This window comes from Micromonospora mirobrigensis (assembly GCF_900091555.1).
Classification (GTDB): Bacteria; Actinomycetota; Actinomycetes; order Mycobacteriales; family Micromonosporaceae; genus Micromonospora; species Micromonospora mirobrigensis.
In genome coordinates this window covers 291,098-306,079 of sequence record NZ_FMCX01000007.1, presented here as the reverse complement: position 1 = coordinate 306,079, position 14,982 = coordinate 291,098, and the positions used below count along the sequence as shown (strand labels likewise).

Annotated in this window: 13 protein-coding genes; 8 read left to right on the top strand and 5 right to left on the bottom strand. The window is 73.8% G+C overall.

What is annotated here, in order from left to right; genetic code table 11:
• Positions 1 to 43: 43 nt before the first annotated feature.
• The 4 genes from GA0070564_RS23105 to GA0070564_RS23090 form a co-directional block, all read right to left on the bottom strand.
• Positions 44 to 937: an amino acid ABC transporter permease gene (locus GA0070564_RS23105; protein WP_091612558.1), complete on the bottom strand. Its 894-nt coding sequence runs from the start codon at positions 935 to 937 to the stop codon at positions 44 to 46.
• Positions 937 to 1,611 carry an amino acid ABC transporter permease gene (locus tag GA0070564_RS23100; protein ID WP_091612554.1) on the bottom strand — a complete coding sequence of 225 codons (675 nt, stop codon included), beginning with the start codon at positions 1,609 to 1,611 and terminating at the stop codon, positions 937 to 939. The genes GA0070564_RS23105 and GA0070564_RS23100 overlap by 1 nt, the downstream gene beginning before the upstream one ends.
• Positions 1,612 to 1,692: 81 nt before the next feature.
• Complete coding sequence (locus tag GA0070564_RS23095) at positions 1,693 to 2,559, bottom strand: glutamate ABC transporter substrate-binding protein (protein WP_091612551.1); 867 nt, start codon at positions 2,557 to 2,559, stop codon at positions 1,693 to 1,695.
• A 57-nt stretch (positions 2,560 to 2,616) separates the two neighbouring features.
• The gene (locus tag GA0070564_RS23090; protein ID WP_091612546.1) at positions 2,617 to 3,372 is read right to left on the bottom strand and encodes an amino acid ABC transporter ATP-binding protein; all 756 of its coding nucleotides are present in this window, start codon (positions 3,370 to 3,372) and stop codon (positions 2,617 to 2,619) included.
• Positions 3,373 to 3,570: 198 nt separating this feature from the next.
• Between GA0070564_RS23090 and selD the strand changes: the two genes are divergently transcribed.
• Together selD and GA0070564_RS23080 are read left to right on the top strand one after the other, a co-directional pair.
• Complete coding sequence (gene selD / locus GA0070564_RS23085) at positions 3,571 to 4,560, top strand: selenide, water dikinase SelD (protein WP_091612543.1); 990 nt, start codon at positions 3,571 to 3,573, stop codon at positions 4,558 to 4,560.
• Between the two features lie 226 nt (positions 4,561 to 4,786).
• Complete coding sequence (locus GA0070564_RS23080) at positions 4,787 to 5,260, top strand: hypothetical protein (protein WP_091612539.1); 474 nt, start codon at positions 4,787 to 4,789, stop codon at positions 5,258 to 5,260.
• Positions 5,261 to 5,275: 15 nt separating this feature from the next.
• Here GA0070564_RS23080 and GA0070564_RS23075 read toward each other — a convergent pair whose 3' ends face one another.
• Positions 5,276 to 5,509 carry a DUF2277 family protein gene (locus GA0070564_RS23075; protein ID WP_088970416.1) on the bottom strand — a complete coding sequence of 78 codons (234 nt, stop codon included), beginning with the start codon at positions 5,507 to 5,509 and terminating at the stop codon, positions 5,276 to 5,278.
• A 154-nt stretch (positions 5,510 to 5,663) separates the two neighbouring features.
• Here GA0070564_RS23075 and GA0070564_RS23070 point away from each other — a divergent pair, with 154 nt between their 5' ends.
• From GA0070564_RS23070 to fxsT, 6 genes are read left to right on the top strand one after another with little or no spacing between them, the layout of a single operon-like run.
• Positions 5,664 to 5,852 carry a hypothetical protein gene (locus tag GA0070564_RS23070; RefSeq protein WP_088970417.1) on the top strand — a complete coding sequence of 63 codons (189 nt, stop codon included), beginning with the start codon at positions 5,664 to 5,666 and terminating at the stop codon, positions 5,850 to 5,852.
• 3 nt (positions 5,853 to 5,855) lie between these two features.
• Positions 5,856 to 8,273 carry an FxsB family cyclophane-forming radical SAM/SPASM peptide maturase gene (locus GA0070564_RS23065; RefSeq protein WP_091612534.1) on the top strand — a complete coding sequence of 806 codons (2,418 nt, stop codon included), beginning with the start codon at positions 5,856 to 5,858 and terminating at the stop codon, positions 8,271 to 8,273.
• Positions 8,257 to 9,081 (top strand): AAC(3) family N-acetyltransferase, encoded by an 825-nt coding sequence (locus GA0070564_RS23060; RefSeq protein ID WP_245670164.1) that lies wholly within the window; start codon positions 8,257 to 8,259, stop codon positions 9,079 to 9,081. Before GA0070564_RS23065 ends, GA0070564_RS23060 begins: the two co-directional genes overlap by 17 nt.
• A gap of 52 nt (positions 9,082 to 9,133) precedes the next feature.
• Positions 9,134 to 9,793 carry a TIR-like protein FxsC gene (locus GA0070564_RS23055; RefSeq protein WP_176730804.1) on the top strand — a complete coding sequence of 220 codons (660 nt, stop codon included), beginning with the start codon at positions 9,134 to 9,136 and terminating at the stop codon, positions 9,791 to 9,793.
• Positions 9,790 to 11,049 carry a TIR-like protein FxsC gene (locus tag GA0070564_RS23050; protein WP_091612524.1) on the top strand — a complete coding sequence of 420 codons (1,260 nt, stop codon included), beginning with the start codon at positions 9,790 to 9,792 and terminating at the stop codon, positions 11,047 to 11,049. Before GA0070564_RS23055 ends, GA0070564_RS23050 begins: the two co-directional genes overlap by 4 nt.
• The gene (gene fxsT, locus GA0070564_RS23045) at positions 11,046 to 14,909 is read left to right on the top strand and encodes an FxSxx-COOH system tetratricopeptide repeat protein (RefSeq protein WP_091612518.1); all 3,864 of its coding nucleotides are present in this window, start codon (positions 11,046 to 11,048) and stop codon (positions 14,907 to 14,909) included. The genes GA0070564_RS23050 and fxsT overlap by 4 nt, the downstream gene beginning before the upstream one ends.
• The last annotated feature ends 73 nt before the right edge of the window (positions 14,910 to 14,982 follow it).

Here is a 14,982-nt window from a genome sequence, read left to right as displayed (position 1 = left end):
CGGCCGGCCCCTGAGGGGCCGGCCGTTCGTGTGACGGCTCCGCTCAGCCCTGCGGTTCGGAGACCGTGGCGCCGCCCTCGGGCGTGGAGTCGACCGTGCGGCTGCGGGTCTGCTTCGGCACGCGGATCCGCTGGCTGCCCGTACGCCGCTCCAGCCATCCGGCGAGGGCGGTGAGCAGCGAGTTGATCACGATGTAGATCACGGCCACCACCATCGCCGCGGCGATGATGTTGCCGTAGTTGGCGCTGAGGTCGTTGACGCTGCGCTGGAGCAGCTCCGGGTAGGCCACGATGTAGCCGAGCGCGGTGTCCTTGAGCAGCACCACCAGTTGGCTGACGATGATCGGGAGCATGGCGCGGGCGGCCTGCGGGAGCAGGATGAGCTGCATGACCTGGCTCTTGCGCATGCCGATGGCGTACGCGGCCTCGCTCTGGCCGCCGGGCACGGAGCGGACGCCGGCTCGGAACGCCTCGGCGAGCACCGAGCCGTTGTAGAGGGTCAGGCCGATCACCACGGCCCAGAACGCCGTCACCGGGCCCTTGATGAGGAACGGCACGCCGTAGAAGACGAAGAAGATCATCAGCAGCAGCGGGACGGCGCGGAAGAACTCCACGATCGCACCGGCGGGAACGCTGATCCATCGCCGCTCGGAGAGCCGCCCGACGGCGAAGAGGAGGCCGAAGGCGAGGGAGAGCAGCATCCCGACGGCCGCCGCCTGGAGGGTGGCCCCGAGGCCCGGCAGGATGAACTGCGTCCAGGTGGCGGTTTCGGTGAAGGGCTTCCAGAGTCGGCCCTCCCACTGGCCCGCCTCGTCGAACTTGGAGTAGATCCACCAGAGCAGGCCGACCAGGCCGACGCCGAAGACGACGCTGAGCACCGCGTTGCGGATCCGCGCGCGGGGCCCCGGGTGGTCGTAGAGGACCGAGCTGCTGCTCATCAGCGCTTCACCGCCAGACGGTTGGCCAGCCAGCCGAAGAAGTAGCCGGTGGGGATCAGGATCGCGGCGAAGGTGCCGGCGAAGACCAGGAAGATCGGGATGACGGCGTTGCCATAGCTGTTCAGGAGGTCCTTCATGACGCTGGACGCCTCGATCAGCCCGATGGTGCCGACGATCGTGGCGTTCTTGCACAGCGCGATGAGGATGCTGCCGAACGGGGCGACGACCGAGCGGGTCGCCTGCGGCAGCACCACGATCCGCAGGGTCTGGGCGAAGCTCAGTCCGATCGCCCGCGCCGCCTCGGCCTGGCCGGTGGGCACGGTGTTGATGCCCGATCGGACCGCCTCGCAGACGAAGGCCGCGGTGTAGACGGAGAGTCCGATGACGCCGAGCCAGTAGATGTTCCGGTTCAGGTCGTCGGAGAGGCTCAGACCCAGGGTGGAGTAGAGGCCGAAGTAGCAGAAGAAGATCACCAGGGTCAGTGGCGTGTTGCGGAACGTGCCGACCCAGGCCGCCCCGAAGCCGCGCAGCACCGGCACGGGGGAGACCCGCATCGCGGCGAGCAGCACGCCGAGCACCAGCGCGAAGACCGCGGAAGCGCCGGTCAGCTTGAGGATCCAGAGGAATCCCGAGACGTACGCGTCGATGTTTGTCGGATCGGTGAAGACGTCCATGCGTCGGCTCCCGGAGAGGGCGAGGCGGTCGGTGACAGGCCGGGGCCGGCATCCCTGGCGGGATGCCGGCCCCGGTGGCGGTCAGACGCTGCCGCAGTTGGTCAGCTTGGTGGTGTCCATCTCGGGCGCGGCCTTGCCGCTCTTGCCCAGGGTGGCGTCCCAGGCGGCCTTGTAGCTGCCGTCGGAGGCGGCGGCCTTGAGGATGTCGTTGACCTTCTCGCAGCCGGTCTTGTCGTCCTTCTTCAGGCCGATGCCGTACGGCTCCTCCGAGAAGGGCTTGCCGACCACCTTGAACTTGCCGGCGTACTGGTCCTGCGCGGCGTAACCGGCGAGGATGATGTCGTCGGTGGTGATCGCGTCGACCTGGCCGTTCTCGAGCAGCGGCAGGCACTTCGAGTACGAGTCGAACTGCTGGAGCTTGGCCTTCGGGTAGTCGCTCTGGATCCGCTTGGCCGGGGTCGAGCCGGTGACCGAGCAGACCGTCTTGCCGTCCAGGCCCTCCGGCCCGGCGAGCGTGGAGTCGGCCTTGACCAGCAGGTCCTGGCCGGCGATGAAGTACGGCCCGGCGAAGTTGATCTTCTGCTTGCGCTCGTCGTTGATCGTGTAGCTGGCCACCACCAGGTCGACGGTGCCCTGCTGGATGAAGGGCTCACGGTTGGCCGACACGGTGGTCTTCCACTCGATGTTGCCCTCCTCGACGCCGAGGCCCTTCGCCACGATCTTGGCGATCTCGATGTCGAAGCCCTCGTACTTGCTGCCGGTCTGCAGGCCCAGACCCGGCTGGTCGGCCTTCACGCCGATGACCAGCTTCTTCTGGCCCTCCGCCTTGCCGACGATGCCCTTGGCGCCCGAGCTGCTGGAGCCACCGTCACCGTCGCCACCGCAGGCGGCGAGGCCGAGCGCCAGGGTGGTCGCCGCGGCGACGGCCGCCACGCGCTTCATACGCATACTGTTCTCCTTCTTCGACGGAGCACACCGGGGGACGGCACGCTCCACTACGGACGCTCAGTGCGTGAGGATCTTGGAGAGGAAGTCGCGGGCCCGCTCGCTGCGGGGATTCGCGAAGAACTCGGTCGGCGAGGCGTCCTCGACCAGCTTGCCGTCGGCCATGAAGATGACCCGGTTGGCGGCGTGCCGGGCGAAGCCCATCTCGTGGGTGACCACGACCATGGTCATCCCCTCGCTCGCCAGCGACGTCATCACGTCCAGCACCTCGCCGACCATCTCCGGGTCCAGCGCGCTTGTCGGCTCGTCGAAGAGCATCGCCTTGGGCTGCATGGCCAGCGCGCGGGCGATGGCCGCCCGCTGCTGCTGGCCGCCGGAGAGCTGCGCCGGGTACTTGTCGGCCTGGTTGGCGATGCCGACCCGGTCCAGCAGGGCCAGGCCGCGCTCGCGGGCGGCGGCCGGCTTCTCCTTGCGGACCTTGACCGGGCCGAGGGTGACGTTCTCCAGGATCGTCTTGTGGGCGAAGAGGTTGAACGACTGGAACACCATGCCGACCTCGCTGCGCAGTTTCGCCAGCTCCCGGCCCTCGGCGGGCAGCGGCCGGCCGTCGAAGGTGATGGTGCCCGAGTTGATCGGCTCCAGCCGGTTGATCGCCCGGCAGAGCGTCGACTTGCCCGAGCCGGAGGGGCCGATCACGACCACGACCTCACCCTTGCCGACGGAGAGGGACACGTCGTCGAGCACGTGCAGCGGGCCGAACCACTTGTTGACCCCGTCCAGCACGATGAGCGGTTCGCCCGTCGTCACGTCGTCCACCGTCCTGTCGTTCGGCTGAGTCCGGTCGGCCGTTCGGCCCCCGGTTTCCGGCAACTGTAGGCGGGGTGACGTGGCGGAACGCAAGTCAGTTGGTCACGGAGCGGTAACACCGGTTCTGATCCGCACCGGGAGTCCGAAATCCGCCGCGATCCGGTTCCCCGGGTGGCGCCGGCGCCGCCGCGTCGAGATCATGTGGGGATGACCTCACCGGTTCGGCTGACCGATTACGCCCGCGGCGGAGGGTGTGCCTGCAAGATCCCGCCGGGCGAGTTGGAGATCATGGTGGCGGGTCTCGGCCCGGCCAGCGGCACGGCCGAGCTGCTGGTCGGCCTGGAGAACGGCGACGACGCCGCGGTGGTCCGGCTGGACGAGCGGACCGGCCTGGTCAGCACCGCCGACTTCTTCACCCCGGTGGTCGACGACGCCTACGACTGGGGGCGCATCGCCGCGGCCAACGCGCTGTCCGACGTGTACGCGATGGGCGGCACCCCGCTGGTCGGGCTCAACCTGCTCTGCTGGCCGCGCGGGGTGCTGCCGTTGGAGTTGGCCCGGGAGGTGCTGCGCGGCGGCCAGGACGTGGCTCGGGAGGCGGGCTGCCACCTGGCCGGCGGGCACAGCGTCGACGACGAGGGTCCCAAGTACGGCCTGGCCGTCACCGGTGTCGTCCGGCCCGAGGAGCTGATCACCCTGGACGCCGGCCGGGCCGGCCTGCCGCTGTCGCTGACCAAGCCGCTCGGGGTGGGCGTGCTCAACACCCGGCACAAGGCGACCGGGGAGGTCTTCGGCGAGGCGGTCGCCTCGATGAGCGCGCTGAACCGGGACGCCGCCCGGGCGGCCGTCGCGGCGGGCATCCGCTGCGGCACCGACGTGACCGGCTTCGGACTGCTCGGGCACGCCAGCAAGCTGGGCCGGGCCAGTGGCCTGACGGTCGCCCTGGACGCCGCCCGGGTGCCGTACCTGGCGGGCTCGCGGGAGGCGCTGCGCGACGGGTACGTCAGCGGCGGCAGCCGGCGCAACCTGGAGTGGGTCACCCCGTGGACGGACTTCGGCGCGATCGGCGAGGACGAGCAGCTGCTGCTGGCCGACGCCCAGACCTCCGGCGGCCTGCTGGTGGCCGGCGAGATCCCCGGGGCGCCGGTGATCGGCGAGCTGCTGCCCCGCGGCGAGCACCTGGTGGTGCTCCGCTGACCCGTCGGCACCCCGGGCACGACACGGTCATCGGGCAGGCCCGGGAGCGGCAAGGTACCCGATAAACTGTCATCTTTCCGCTACTCGGAGCAACGTCGCCCGAGGAAATTTTGCCCGGAATGGTCACAGACCGGTAACTTGCCCCCGGCTGAGGTCATATGCCCCCCACCATCGAGATGACGGCCCGATCCGGAGGCCGGTGGGACGAGCACAGCGAGGAGGCGGCATGACCGAGCTGTGGAACTGGAGAATCGACGGGGCACGCCCTGAGGTGGTGTACCCGGCGCTGGCCGAGGCGCTCGGCCGGGTGGTGATGCCCCTCGCGGTCGCGGACCCGGTGCGGCTGCCCGCGTACGCGGTGGTCTGCGACGTCTGGGAGGCGCCGGGCGAGTTCGGCACGGTGGTGGACTGCTACGGCGTGCCCGAGCGCCTCTCCGAGCAGGCCTGCGTCGCGGCGCTCGCCCGGCTGCTGGGGCGGGACTGCCTGCTCGCCGACGACACGTTGGACGCCGGCCGGCACCTGCTGGTGGCGCCGGACGGCACCGTCCGCCCGGTCCACTTCGACGTGCTGGAGACCGACGACGGGGAGGAGCTGAGCAACCGGCGGCTCTGCACCATGGCCGACCCGCGCTGTCGGGGCTGGTGCCAGCGGTCCCGCTGGGCGCCCGACTCGGTCGCCCCGGTGCTCGCCGCGGCCTGACCGCGGGCGGGGTGGTCAGGAGCCGGCGCCGGCCGTCCGGCCACCCCCACGGACCACGAGCTGGTCGAGCAGGGTGGCGGTGGCGGCGGCGACGGCCGCCACCGCGGCGTCGAAGGCCGCCGCGTTGTGCGGGGCGGGCGCCCGGAACCCGGAGATCTTCCGGACGTACTGCAACGCGGCCGCGTCGATGTCCGCGGGGGTGACCTCCGGCGCGTACGGCTCCCGCAGCGTCTTGATGCTCCGACACATGGTGCGCTCCTCCTCGTGGCACCCACGCCGGGTGCCTGCTGCCGTACCGACGGTGACAACGGGTCGAGTCTTGTCTATTCTGGCAACGGATCAGAGCCCTTCGAGCTACGCTGCCGCTCGCGCTTACCGCGCCCGGGCCCCCCGGAGACTCATTGTGGACCAGACGCCCTCCCGTCACCTTCCGCCGTCCCTCGACGTCCTGACGCGCAGCCTGCACACCCCGCTCGGCCGGGTCGCCACCGAGCACCCCGACACGGTCGCGCTGGTCCGGCGCCGGGTCCTGCCCCACGACGCCACCCCGCCGGTCGCCGTGCCGGTCGCCGGCTTCAACTCCGCCATCTGAGGGATGACCGGCCGGCACGGCGTCGCCGACATCGGCGGCCCCGCCCGGCCGATCAGCCAGTACGTCCTCAAGGTGCACAGTCGCTGCGACCTGAGCTGCGACCACTGCTACGTCTACCAGGAGGCCGACCAGACCTGGCGGACCAGACCGGCCCGGATGGCGCCGGAGACCGTCCGGGCCGCCGCCGCCCGGATCGTCGACCACGCCCGGGCGCACCGACTGCCCGTGGTGCACGTCGTGCTGCACGGCGGCGAGCCGCTGCTGCTCGGCGTCGACGGCCTGCGGACGGTGCTGGCCGAGCTGCGCGCGGCGATCGCCCCGTGGACGGTTCTCGACCTGCGCATGCAGACCAACGGCGTGCTGCTCGACGAGGAGTTCTGCCGGCTGCTGACGGCGTACGACGTCAGGGTGGGGGTGTCCCTCGACGGTCACCGGGCGGCGAACGACCGGCACCGGGTCTTCGCCCACGGCGGCACCAGTCATCCGCAGGCCCGGCGGGCCCTGGCCCTGCTGCGGCGGCCGGAGTTCCGGACCAGCTACGCCGGCATCCTCTGCACCGTCGACGTGCGCAACGACCCGGACCGGGTCTACGCGGCGCTGCTGGCCGAGGAGCCGCCCCGGATCGACCTGCTGCTGCCGCACGCCACCTGGGACCGGCCGCCCTGGCGGCCGGCCGGCGCCCTGACGCCGTACGCCGACTGGCTGGGCCGGATCCACCGGCGCTGGGTGGCCGACGGCCGGCCGGTGCCGATCCGGCTCTTCGACGCCCTGGCCCCCGGAGCGACCGGCGGCGGCACCGAGGCGGTCGGCCTCGCCCCGGCCGACCTGCTGGTGGTGGAGACCGACGGCAGTTGGGAGCAGGTCGACTCGCTCAAGGTGGCGTTCCACGGCGCGGCCGGCACCGACCTGGACGTCTTCGGCCACCCCGTCGACGAGGCGGCCCGGCATCCCGGCGTCGCGGTCCGCCAGGAGGGGCTGGCCGGGCTCTGCGCGACCTGTCGGGCCTGCCCGGTGGTGGCCCGCTGCGGCGGCGGCCTCTATCCGCACCGCTGGCGCTCCGGCGGCGGGTTCGACAACCCCTCGGTCTACTGCGCGGACCTGCGGGCGCTGATCGCCACGATCGACGCCGCCCCGCCCGGCGCCGCCGCCCGGCCGCCGTCCCCGCCGGTCCCGCCCGAGCGGGCGGGGGAGCCGATGAGCGCCGACGCCCTGGTCGACGCGCTCGCTTGCGGCCACGGCGGGCCGGAGGCGCTCGACCTGCTCGCCCGCACCCAGCTCGCCATCACCCGGGCGCTCCTGGCCACCTGGCGCGACGTTTCGGGCGACAGCGCCGCCTGGCGGCTCCTGGCCGACCTCGACGCCACCGCGCCCGAGGTGGTCGCCGCGGTGCTGGCGCACCCGTTCGTCCGCCCCGCACTGGTACGCCTACTCGACCGCCCCGCCCCGGGCGGCGGGCCCGGGGTCGATCCACTGCCCGCCCTGGCCGCCGCGGCCGCCGTCCGTGCCGGGTTCGAGACGGCGGTGGCGGTCCCGGTCCGCGCCGGGGCGGTCCTGCTCCCCACCCTCGGCCGGCTGACCGTCCCCGGAGCGGGAGAGGCGCTGTTGACGGTCACGGCGGACGGCTTCCGGATCCGGGCCGGCGCCCAGGAGTGGCGGGTGACACTGCCCGCCGCGCCACCGCCCGGCTGGCAACCCACCCGCCGGGCACCGGCCACCGGCCCGCCGGTCGACGACGCGACGTTCGACACCCCGCCGGCCGGGGACGAAGCGGCAGGCGCGACGGTCGACATCGAGGACACCGACCCGGAGCGGGACTGCTACGGCCAGCCGGTGGCCCCCCGACTGGACGACGCGGCGGCGGGCGCGCTGGCGCGTACCCTCGGCCGGGCCTGGCGGGTCGCGCACCGCGACGTGCCCGCGCACGGCCGGGCGCTCGACGCCGGGCTGCGGGCCGTGGTGCCGCTCGCCCCCGACCCGGCGGCGCCGCTGCGCAGCGCCACCGCCCGGCAGGCGTTCGGCGCGGTCGCCGTGGCCCCCGTCGCCGACCCGGAGACCCTGGCCGTGCTCCTGGTCCACGAGTGGCAGCACGCCAAGCTCGGCGCCCTGCTCGACCTGGTCGACCTCGTCGACCCCGCCTCGCCGGTGCTGACCCGGGTCGCCTGGCGTCCCGACCCGCGGCCGGCCGAGGGGGTGCTCCAGGGGGCGTACGCGCATCTGGCGGTGGCCGAGGTGTGGCGGGCCCGGGTGGTCGCCGGCCGGCCCGGCGCGGACGTCGCCCGGGCGCACGCCACCCGCTACCGGGACTGGACCCGAGACGCCCTGGACGCCCTGCTGGCCGGCGGGGCGCTCACCGGGACCGGCGAGCGGTTCGTCCGGCGGATGCGGGACACCCTGGAGGACTCACGTGCTGCCGGCGACTGACCCGTCGACGGTGGCGGCGCACCGGGCCCGGCTCGCCGCCGACCTGCGGGCGCTCGGCCTGCGGCCCGGCCAGGACGTGCTCGTGCACTGTTCGCTGCGCCGGCTGGGCCGGCCACCGGGCGGGCCGGCCACCCTGGCGGCGGCGCTGTGGGACGTCCTCGGCCCGGCCGGCACCCTGCTCGTGCCCACCGAGAACGCGGGGAACTCGACCACCTCGCGCGCCTACCGGGCTGCCGTGGCCGGCCTGGACTTCCGGCAGCTGGCCGCCTACCACGCGGCGATGCCGGGCTGGGACCGGGCGACCACGCCGTCGGAGGGCACCGGTGCGTTCGCCGAGCACGTCCGGCTCACCCCCGGGGCGGTCCGCAGCGACCACCCGCAGACCTCGTTCACCGCCCTCGGGTCACGGGCCCACCGGTTCACCGACGGGCACGAGCTGGAGTGCCACCTGGGGGAGCGGTCCCCGCTGGCCCGGCTCTACGACGCCGACGGCCTGGTCCTGCTGCTCGGCGTGGGCTGGGCGGCCTGCACCGCGCTGCACCTGGCCGAGTACCGGCTGCCGGTGCCACCGCCGTCGCGCCGCTACCACTGCTACCGGCAGGTCGACGGGGAGCGGGTGCCGCTGGAGTTCACTGGGCTGGACCTGGACGACACCGACTTCCCGGCGCTGGGCGCGGCCCTGGACGCCACGCCGGTGGTCCGCCACGGTCGGGTCGGCGACACCACGGCCCGACTGCTGCCCGTACGCGCCACAGTGGACCTCGCCGTCGTGTGGTTCACCGCCAACCGGCCGGGCGCCCGGCGTTGACGTGGGGACTACGCTGATGGTCCGGCCGCGTGGGGAGGGCGGAGGCGCATCGGTGAGCACAGTGGACGCACCCGCCTCGACGCGGGCCCCGCTGTTCTTCCTCAGCTACTCGCGCCCGCCGTTCCGCCGTTCCACCCCCGGCGCCACCGATCCCGTCCTGCGTTTCTTCGAGGACCTGTCGGTCCACGTCAGCGAGCTGGTCGGCCCGGAGACCGGCGTCGACGCGGGTTTCATGGACAGCGCCATGACCGGTGGCGAGCGCTGGACCCCGGAGCTGCTGCGCGCCGCCGGCACCTGCCAGGTCTTCGTCCCGTTGCTCTCCAGCGCGCTGATCGGCAGCGCCTGGTGCGGGATGGAGTGGGACGCCTTCTCCCGCCGCCGGTTGGTGCCGCAGGGCGGGGGCGGGCCGGGCCACGCCACCGCGATCGTGCCGGTCACCTGGTCGCCCACGGACGACGCCCGGTTGCCCCGGGTGGTCCGCGACATCCAACGGTTCTCGCCCACCCCGATGCCGGATCCCGACATCGTGCGGCAGTACGAGCGGGAAGGGGTCTACGGCTTGCTCACCATGCGGATGGAGAACGCGTACCAGGCGGTCACCTGGCGGCTCGCCCAGCGCATCGTCGAGATCCACCGGTCGTTCCGGGTGGAGCCCCTGGTCCCGGCCGGCATCGGCGAGCTGCGGAACCTCTTCGTCGGGGAGGAGCGGTGAGCCCCTACGGCGCGGACCCCGGCACGTACTTCTTCCTCAGCTACGCCCACTCCGCGCCGCCGCAGGGCGCGCGGACCGACACCGACGTCTGGGTACGCCGGTTCTTCACCGACCTGTCCGCGGCCGTCGCCGAGCGGGCCCGCCCGACGCCCGGGATGCGGATCGGCTTCTTCGACCAGCATATCCCGGTCGGGGCGGACTGGAAGGCCGCGCTGGCCGAGGCGATCAGCGGCGCGCAGGTCTTCGTCCCGCTCTACTCCCCGGGCTACTTCCGGCGCCCGTGGGCGCTCGGCGAGCAGGAGTCGTTCCGGGCCCGGCTCGCCGCGGCCGGGGCGGCCGGCGACCCGGCCGGGCACGTCGCCCCGGTGCTCTGGATCCCCTTCCCGTACGGCGAGTCCGGCCCCGAGCTGGCGGCGGCCCTGGAGCGGGGCCGGCGGATACCCGGGTACGCCGAGAACGGCGTCCGGGCGCTGTGCATGCTGTCGGCCTACGCCGACCCGTACCAGGACCTGTTGGAAGGGTTGGCCCGGCACATCGTGGACGTCGCCGAGCGGCATCCGCTCGCCCCCTCCCGGGCGCCCGGCCTGGACGAGGTGGCCCGGCCGGTGCCCGGCGACCCGGACCTGGTGGTGGCCGTCCTGGCCCCCACCCGCGACCGGCTCCCGCCCGGCCGGGCCGTCGGGCCGTACGCCGGCACCGGCCGGTCCTGGCGCCCCTTCGGTGACCAGCAGGAGCTGCCGGTCGCCGAGTACGCCGCGAGCACCGCGGAACGGCTCGGCCTGTCGGCGCGGACCGTCGACTTCGACGGGGCGGGCGAGCTGCTCGACCGGCGCCCGGCGGTGCTGCTGATCGATCCGTGGCTCGCCGCGGCGCCCGGCGCGGTGGGTTCCCTGGTCGGCGCGGTACGCGGGCTGCGGCCCTGGGTGGTGCCCCTGGTGGTCACCGACGGCGACGACCCGCAGGACGCCACGCGACTCGCCGAGGACGTCACGGACATGTTGCACAATGCGGGCGTGCCCCAGGTCAAGCAGGCCCGGAGCGTGACGGAGTTCGCCGGCCTCATCCCCGCGCTGGTCACCGAGGCCCGCCGGCAGTACCTGAAACACGGCCCGGTGACGGAGTTCCCGCCGCCGCCCCAGCCACCCCCCAGCCTGCGGCACGGGCCGGAGCCGCGTCCCCGCCCCGGCACCCGCCTCGACCCGCCGCCCGCCCACGACGATCCGGCGTCGCCGCGTACCCACGGAGAGAACCGATGAGCAACGATCGCGAAGGTCAGGTCGTCACGTTCTACTCGTTCAAGGGTGGTACGGGCCGGACCATGGCGCTGGCCAACGTGGCCTGGATCCTGGCCGCCAACGGCCGGCGGGTGCTGGTCGCCGACTGGGACCTGGAATCCCCCGGCCTGCACCGCTTCTTCCACCCGTTCCTCGACGCCGAGGCGATCCAGAACACCAGCGGCGTCATCGACATGATCCGCGACTACGAGTGGGAGACCACCCGCACCGTGGACCGGCCCGACCGCTGGGTCGAGCAGTTCGCCCGGGTCGGCCGGCACGCGTTCTCGCTGCGCTGGGACTTCCCCGACGGCGGCAGCCTGGACTTCCTCTCCGCCGGCCGGCAGAACAGCGACTACGCCGTCTCGGTCAGCGGCCTGGACTGGGACAACTTCTACAACCGACTGGGCGGCGCCCAGTTCTTCGAGGCGCTGCGCGCCGACATGAAGCGCGAGTACGACTACACCCTGATCGACAGCCGCACCGGCCTCAGCGACGTCGCCGACATCTGCACCCTGCACCTGCCGGACACCCTGGTCGACTGCTTCACCCTCAGCGACCAGGGCATCGAGGGGGCGGCCGGGGTGGCCCGCTCGGTCCGGGACCGGTTCCGTCGCCGACCGATCCGGATCCTGCCGGTGCCGATGCGGGTCGACCAGGCCGAAAAGGAGAAGGCCGAGGCCGGCCGGTCGCTGGCCATGCGCCGGTTCCTCGGGCTGCCCTCCGGGATGACCGAGCCGGAACGCCGGCGCTACTGGGCGGCGGTGGAGGTGCCCTACCGGCCGTTCTACGCCTACGAGGAGACCCTGGCCACCTTCGGCGACCCGCCCGGCTCGCCGACCTCGCTGCTGGCCGCGTTCGAGACGCTGACCGGGATCCTCACCGACGGCGAGGTGAGCGCGCTGCCGGTGATGGTGGAGTCCGTCCGAGAACGGGGCAAGGCCCGGTTCCGCCGCCGCGCCGAGGCCGTCGACGACCAGATCGTGCTCCGCTACGCCCCGGAGGACGCGGTCTGGGCGGAGTGGCTGGAACGGGTGCTCAGCTCCGCCGGGATGCGGGTGGTCGACCCCGGCTCGGCGGTCGGCTCGGCGGCCACCCCGGCGCCCCGGACCCTGACCGTGGTCTCCCCGGCCTACCTGGCCACCCCGCCGGGCGGCCTGCCGCCCCGCGAGCCGAGCACCGGCTCGACCGCCCTCGCCGTCTACGTGGCCGACCTGCGCCCGCTGGCCGAGTTCCCGGCGCAGTCCGCCACCCACCTGGTAAACGTCAGCGCCGAGACGGCGGTGGAGCGGGTGCTGCGGCTGGTCGGCCGGCCGGTGCCGGCCGCCGCCCAGGGCGCGCCGGCCGGCGGCACCCGCTACCCGGGCGCCGATCCGATCGTCTTCAACGCCCCCAACCGCAACGCCCGGTTCACCGGCCGGGAGGACGACCTGGCCGAGCTGCGCCGGCAACTGCAGAGCGGGCGCAGCGCGGTGGTGCTCCCCGTCGCCCTCCAGGGCATGGGCGGCGTCGGCAAGACCCAGCTCGCCCTCGAGTACGTCTACCGCTACCGCGGCGCGTACGACGTGGTCTGGTGGATCGTGGCGGACCCGCCGCAGTTCGTCGACACCGCCCTGGCCGACCTGGGCGCCCGCCTCGACGTGCCGGCCGGCCCGACGCTGCCGGACTCGGTGCGCAACACCCTCCAGGCGCTCGGCCGGGGACGGCCCCACGAACGGTGGCTGGTCGTCTTCGACAACGCCGAGGAGCTGGAGCACATCGAGCAGTTCCTGCCGCAGGGACCGACCGGCCACGTCCTGCTCACCTCCCGCAACCGGGCGTGGGGGGAACGGGCCAACCCGATCCAGGTCGACGTCTTCGACCGGGCGGAGAGCGTCGCGCACCTCGCCCAGCGGGTCCCGGCGATCAGCGCCGAGGAGGCCGACCGGGTGGCCGACGCCCTCGGTGACCTGCCGATCGCGGTCGCCGCCGCGGGCGCCTGGCTGGCCGAGACCGGCACGCCCGTCCCCGACTACCTGCGGCTGATCGAACGGCACGGGCCGAGCGCGCTGTCGGTGGAGGCCACCTGGGACCTGTCGCTCAACCGGCTGCGCGACCAGGCGCCGGCCGCGTACCGGCTGTTGCAGCTCTGCTCGGTGCTCGCGCCGGAGATCGCCCTGGAGCTGATCTACAGCGACGAGATGGCCGCCGCCCTGGTGCCGTACGACCCGGCGGTCTCCGAACGGCTGGTCCGCGGCGCCCTGGTCCAGCAGATCAACCGCCTCGCCCTGCTCAAGCTGGACGTCCAGGGCGGCCGGATCCAGGTGCACCGGCTGTTGCAGGCGGTGGTCCGGGACCGGATGACCACCGAGGAGGTCACCGAGGCCCGGCACCAGGTCCACCTGGTGCTGGCCGCGTCCCGCCCGCGCGGCGACGTCGACGACCCGGGCACCTGGCCCCGGCTGCGGATGCTCTGGCCGCACCTGGAGGTGTCGGAGGCGCTGACCTGCCCCGAGGAGACGGTCCGCCAGCTGCTGATCGACCGGGTGCGCTACCTCTGGCAGCGCGGCGGCCTCAACCAGGCCGACGAGTTCAGCCGGCGGGTCGACGAGATCTGGTCGGCGCAGGCCACCGGCCCGGACGGCGGCGCCGCGCTGCCCCGGCAGCTGCTGCACCTGCGGTTCAACCGGGCGAACATCCTGCGCAGCCTCGGCCGCTTCACCGAGGCGCGGGACCTCGACGAGACGGTCCTCGCCGAGCAGCGGCAGCTCCTCGGCGAGCTGCACCCGCACTCGCTGATGACGGCCGGCAGCCTCGCCGGGGACCTGCGGGCCCTCGGCCGGTACGCCGAGGCGCTGGAACGGGACCGCTCCACCTACGCCTCCTGGGTGCAGGTGCTCGGCGAGGACGACCGGCGGACGTTGAGCGCCGCCAACAACCTGGCCGCCTCCTATCGGCTGGTCGGGGACTACCGGTCGGCGCGGCGCTGGGACGACGAGGTGCACCAGCGGCGCCGGCTGGTGCTGGGCCCGACCAACCCGTACACGTTGCTCTCCGCGGTCCGGCTCGGCGGCGACCTGCGGGAGGCCGGCGAGTACGAGAAGTCGGTGCTCCTGCTCCGCGAGGTCTACGACCGCTACGTCCAGGTGCTGGGCGGCGAGGACCAGCTCACCCTCGTCGCCCAGGTCAACCTGGCGGTCTCGCTGCGCAGCGTGGGCCGGCCCGCCGACGCCGCGCCGATGTTCGAGGCCGCCTACCGGACGCTGACCGAACGGTTCGGGCCGACCAACCCGGACACCGTGGCCTGCCGGTCGAGCCGGGCGGCGAACCTGCTCGCGGTCAACGACGAGGCCCGGGCGTTGAGCGAGATGGCCGCGGTGGCCCGCGCCTACGAGGAGGAGCTGCACCTCGGCCCGACGCACCCGCACACGCTGGCCACGTTGAGCAACCGGTCCGCCGCCGAACGCGCCCTCGGCCGCCGGTCCGAGGCCCGCGGCACCGCCGGCCGGGCGGTGGACGAGCTGCGCAAGGTGCTCGGCCCGGACCATCCGCACACCCTCGCCGCGGAGGTCAACCACGCGGTCTGCCTCGCCGAGGAGGGGGAGTGGGCGCCGGCCCGGGACCGGCTGCGGGACACCGCCGGGCGGCTCACCCACGCCATCGGCGCGACCCACCCGGACACCCTGCGCTGCCTGGGTGACCTCGCCCTGGTCGCCGGCCGGGCCGACGCCGGCGCGGCGGAGGCCGACGTCGACGCCGCCGCCGACCGGCTCGCCGAGGTGATCGGGCAGGAGCACCCGAGCGTGCAGACGCTGCGGGAGCGGCGGCTGGTGGTCCGGGTGATCGACCCGAACCCGTTCTGACCGCGCGCCGCGACCCGGCCGGCCTTCCCGCCTGCCGGGCCGGCTTCCTCGCGGGACCGGCAGGCTTCTCCGC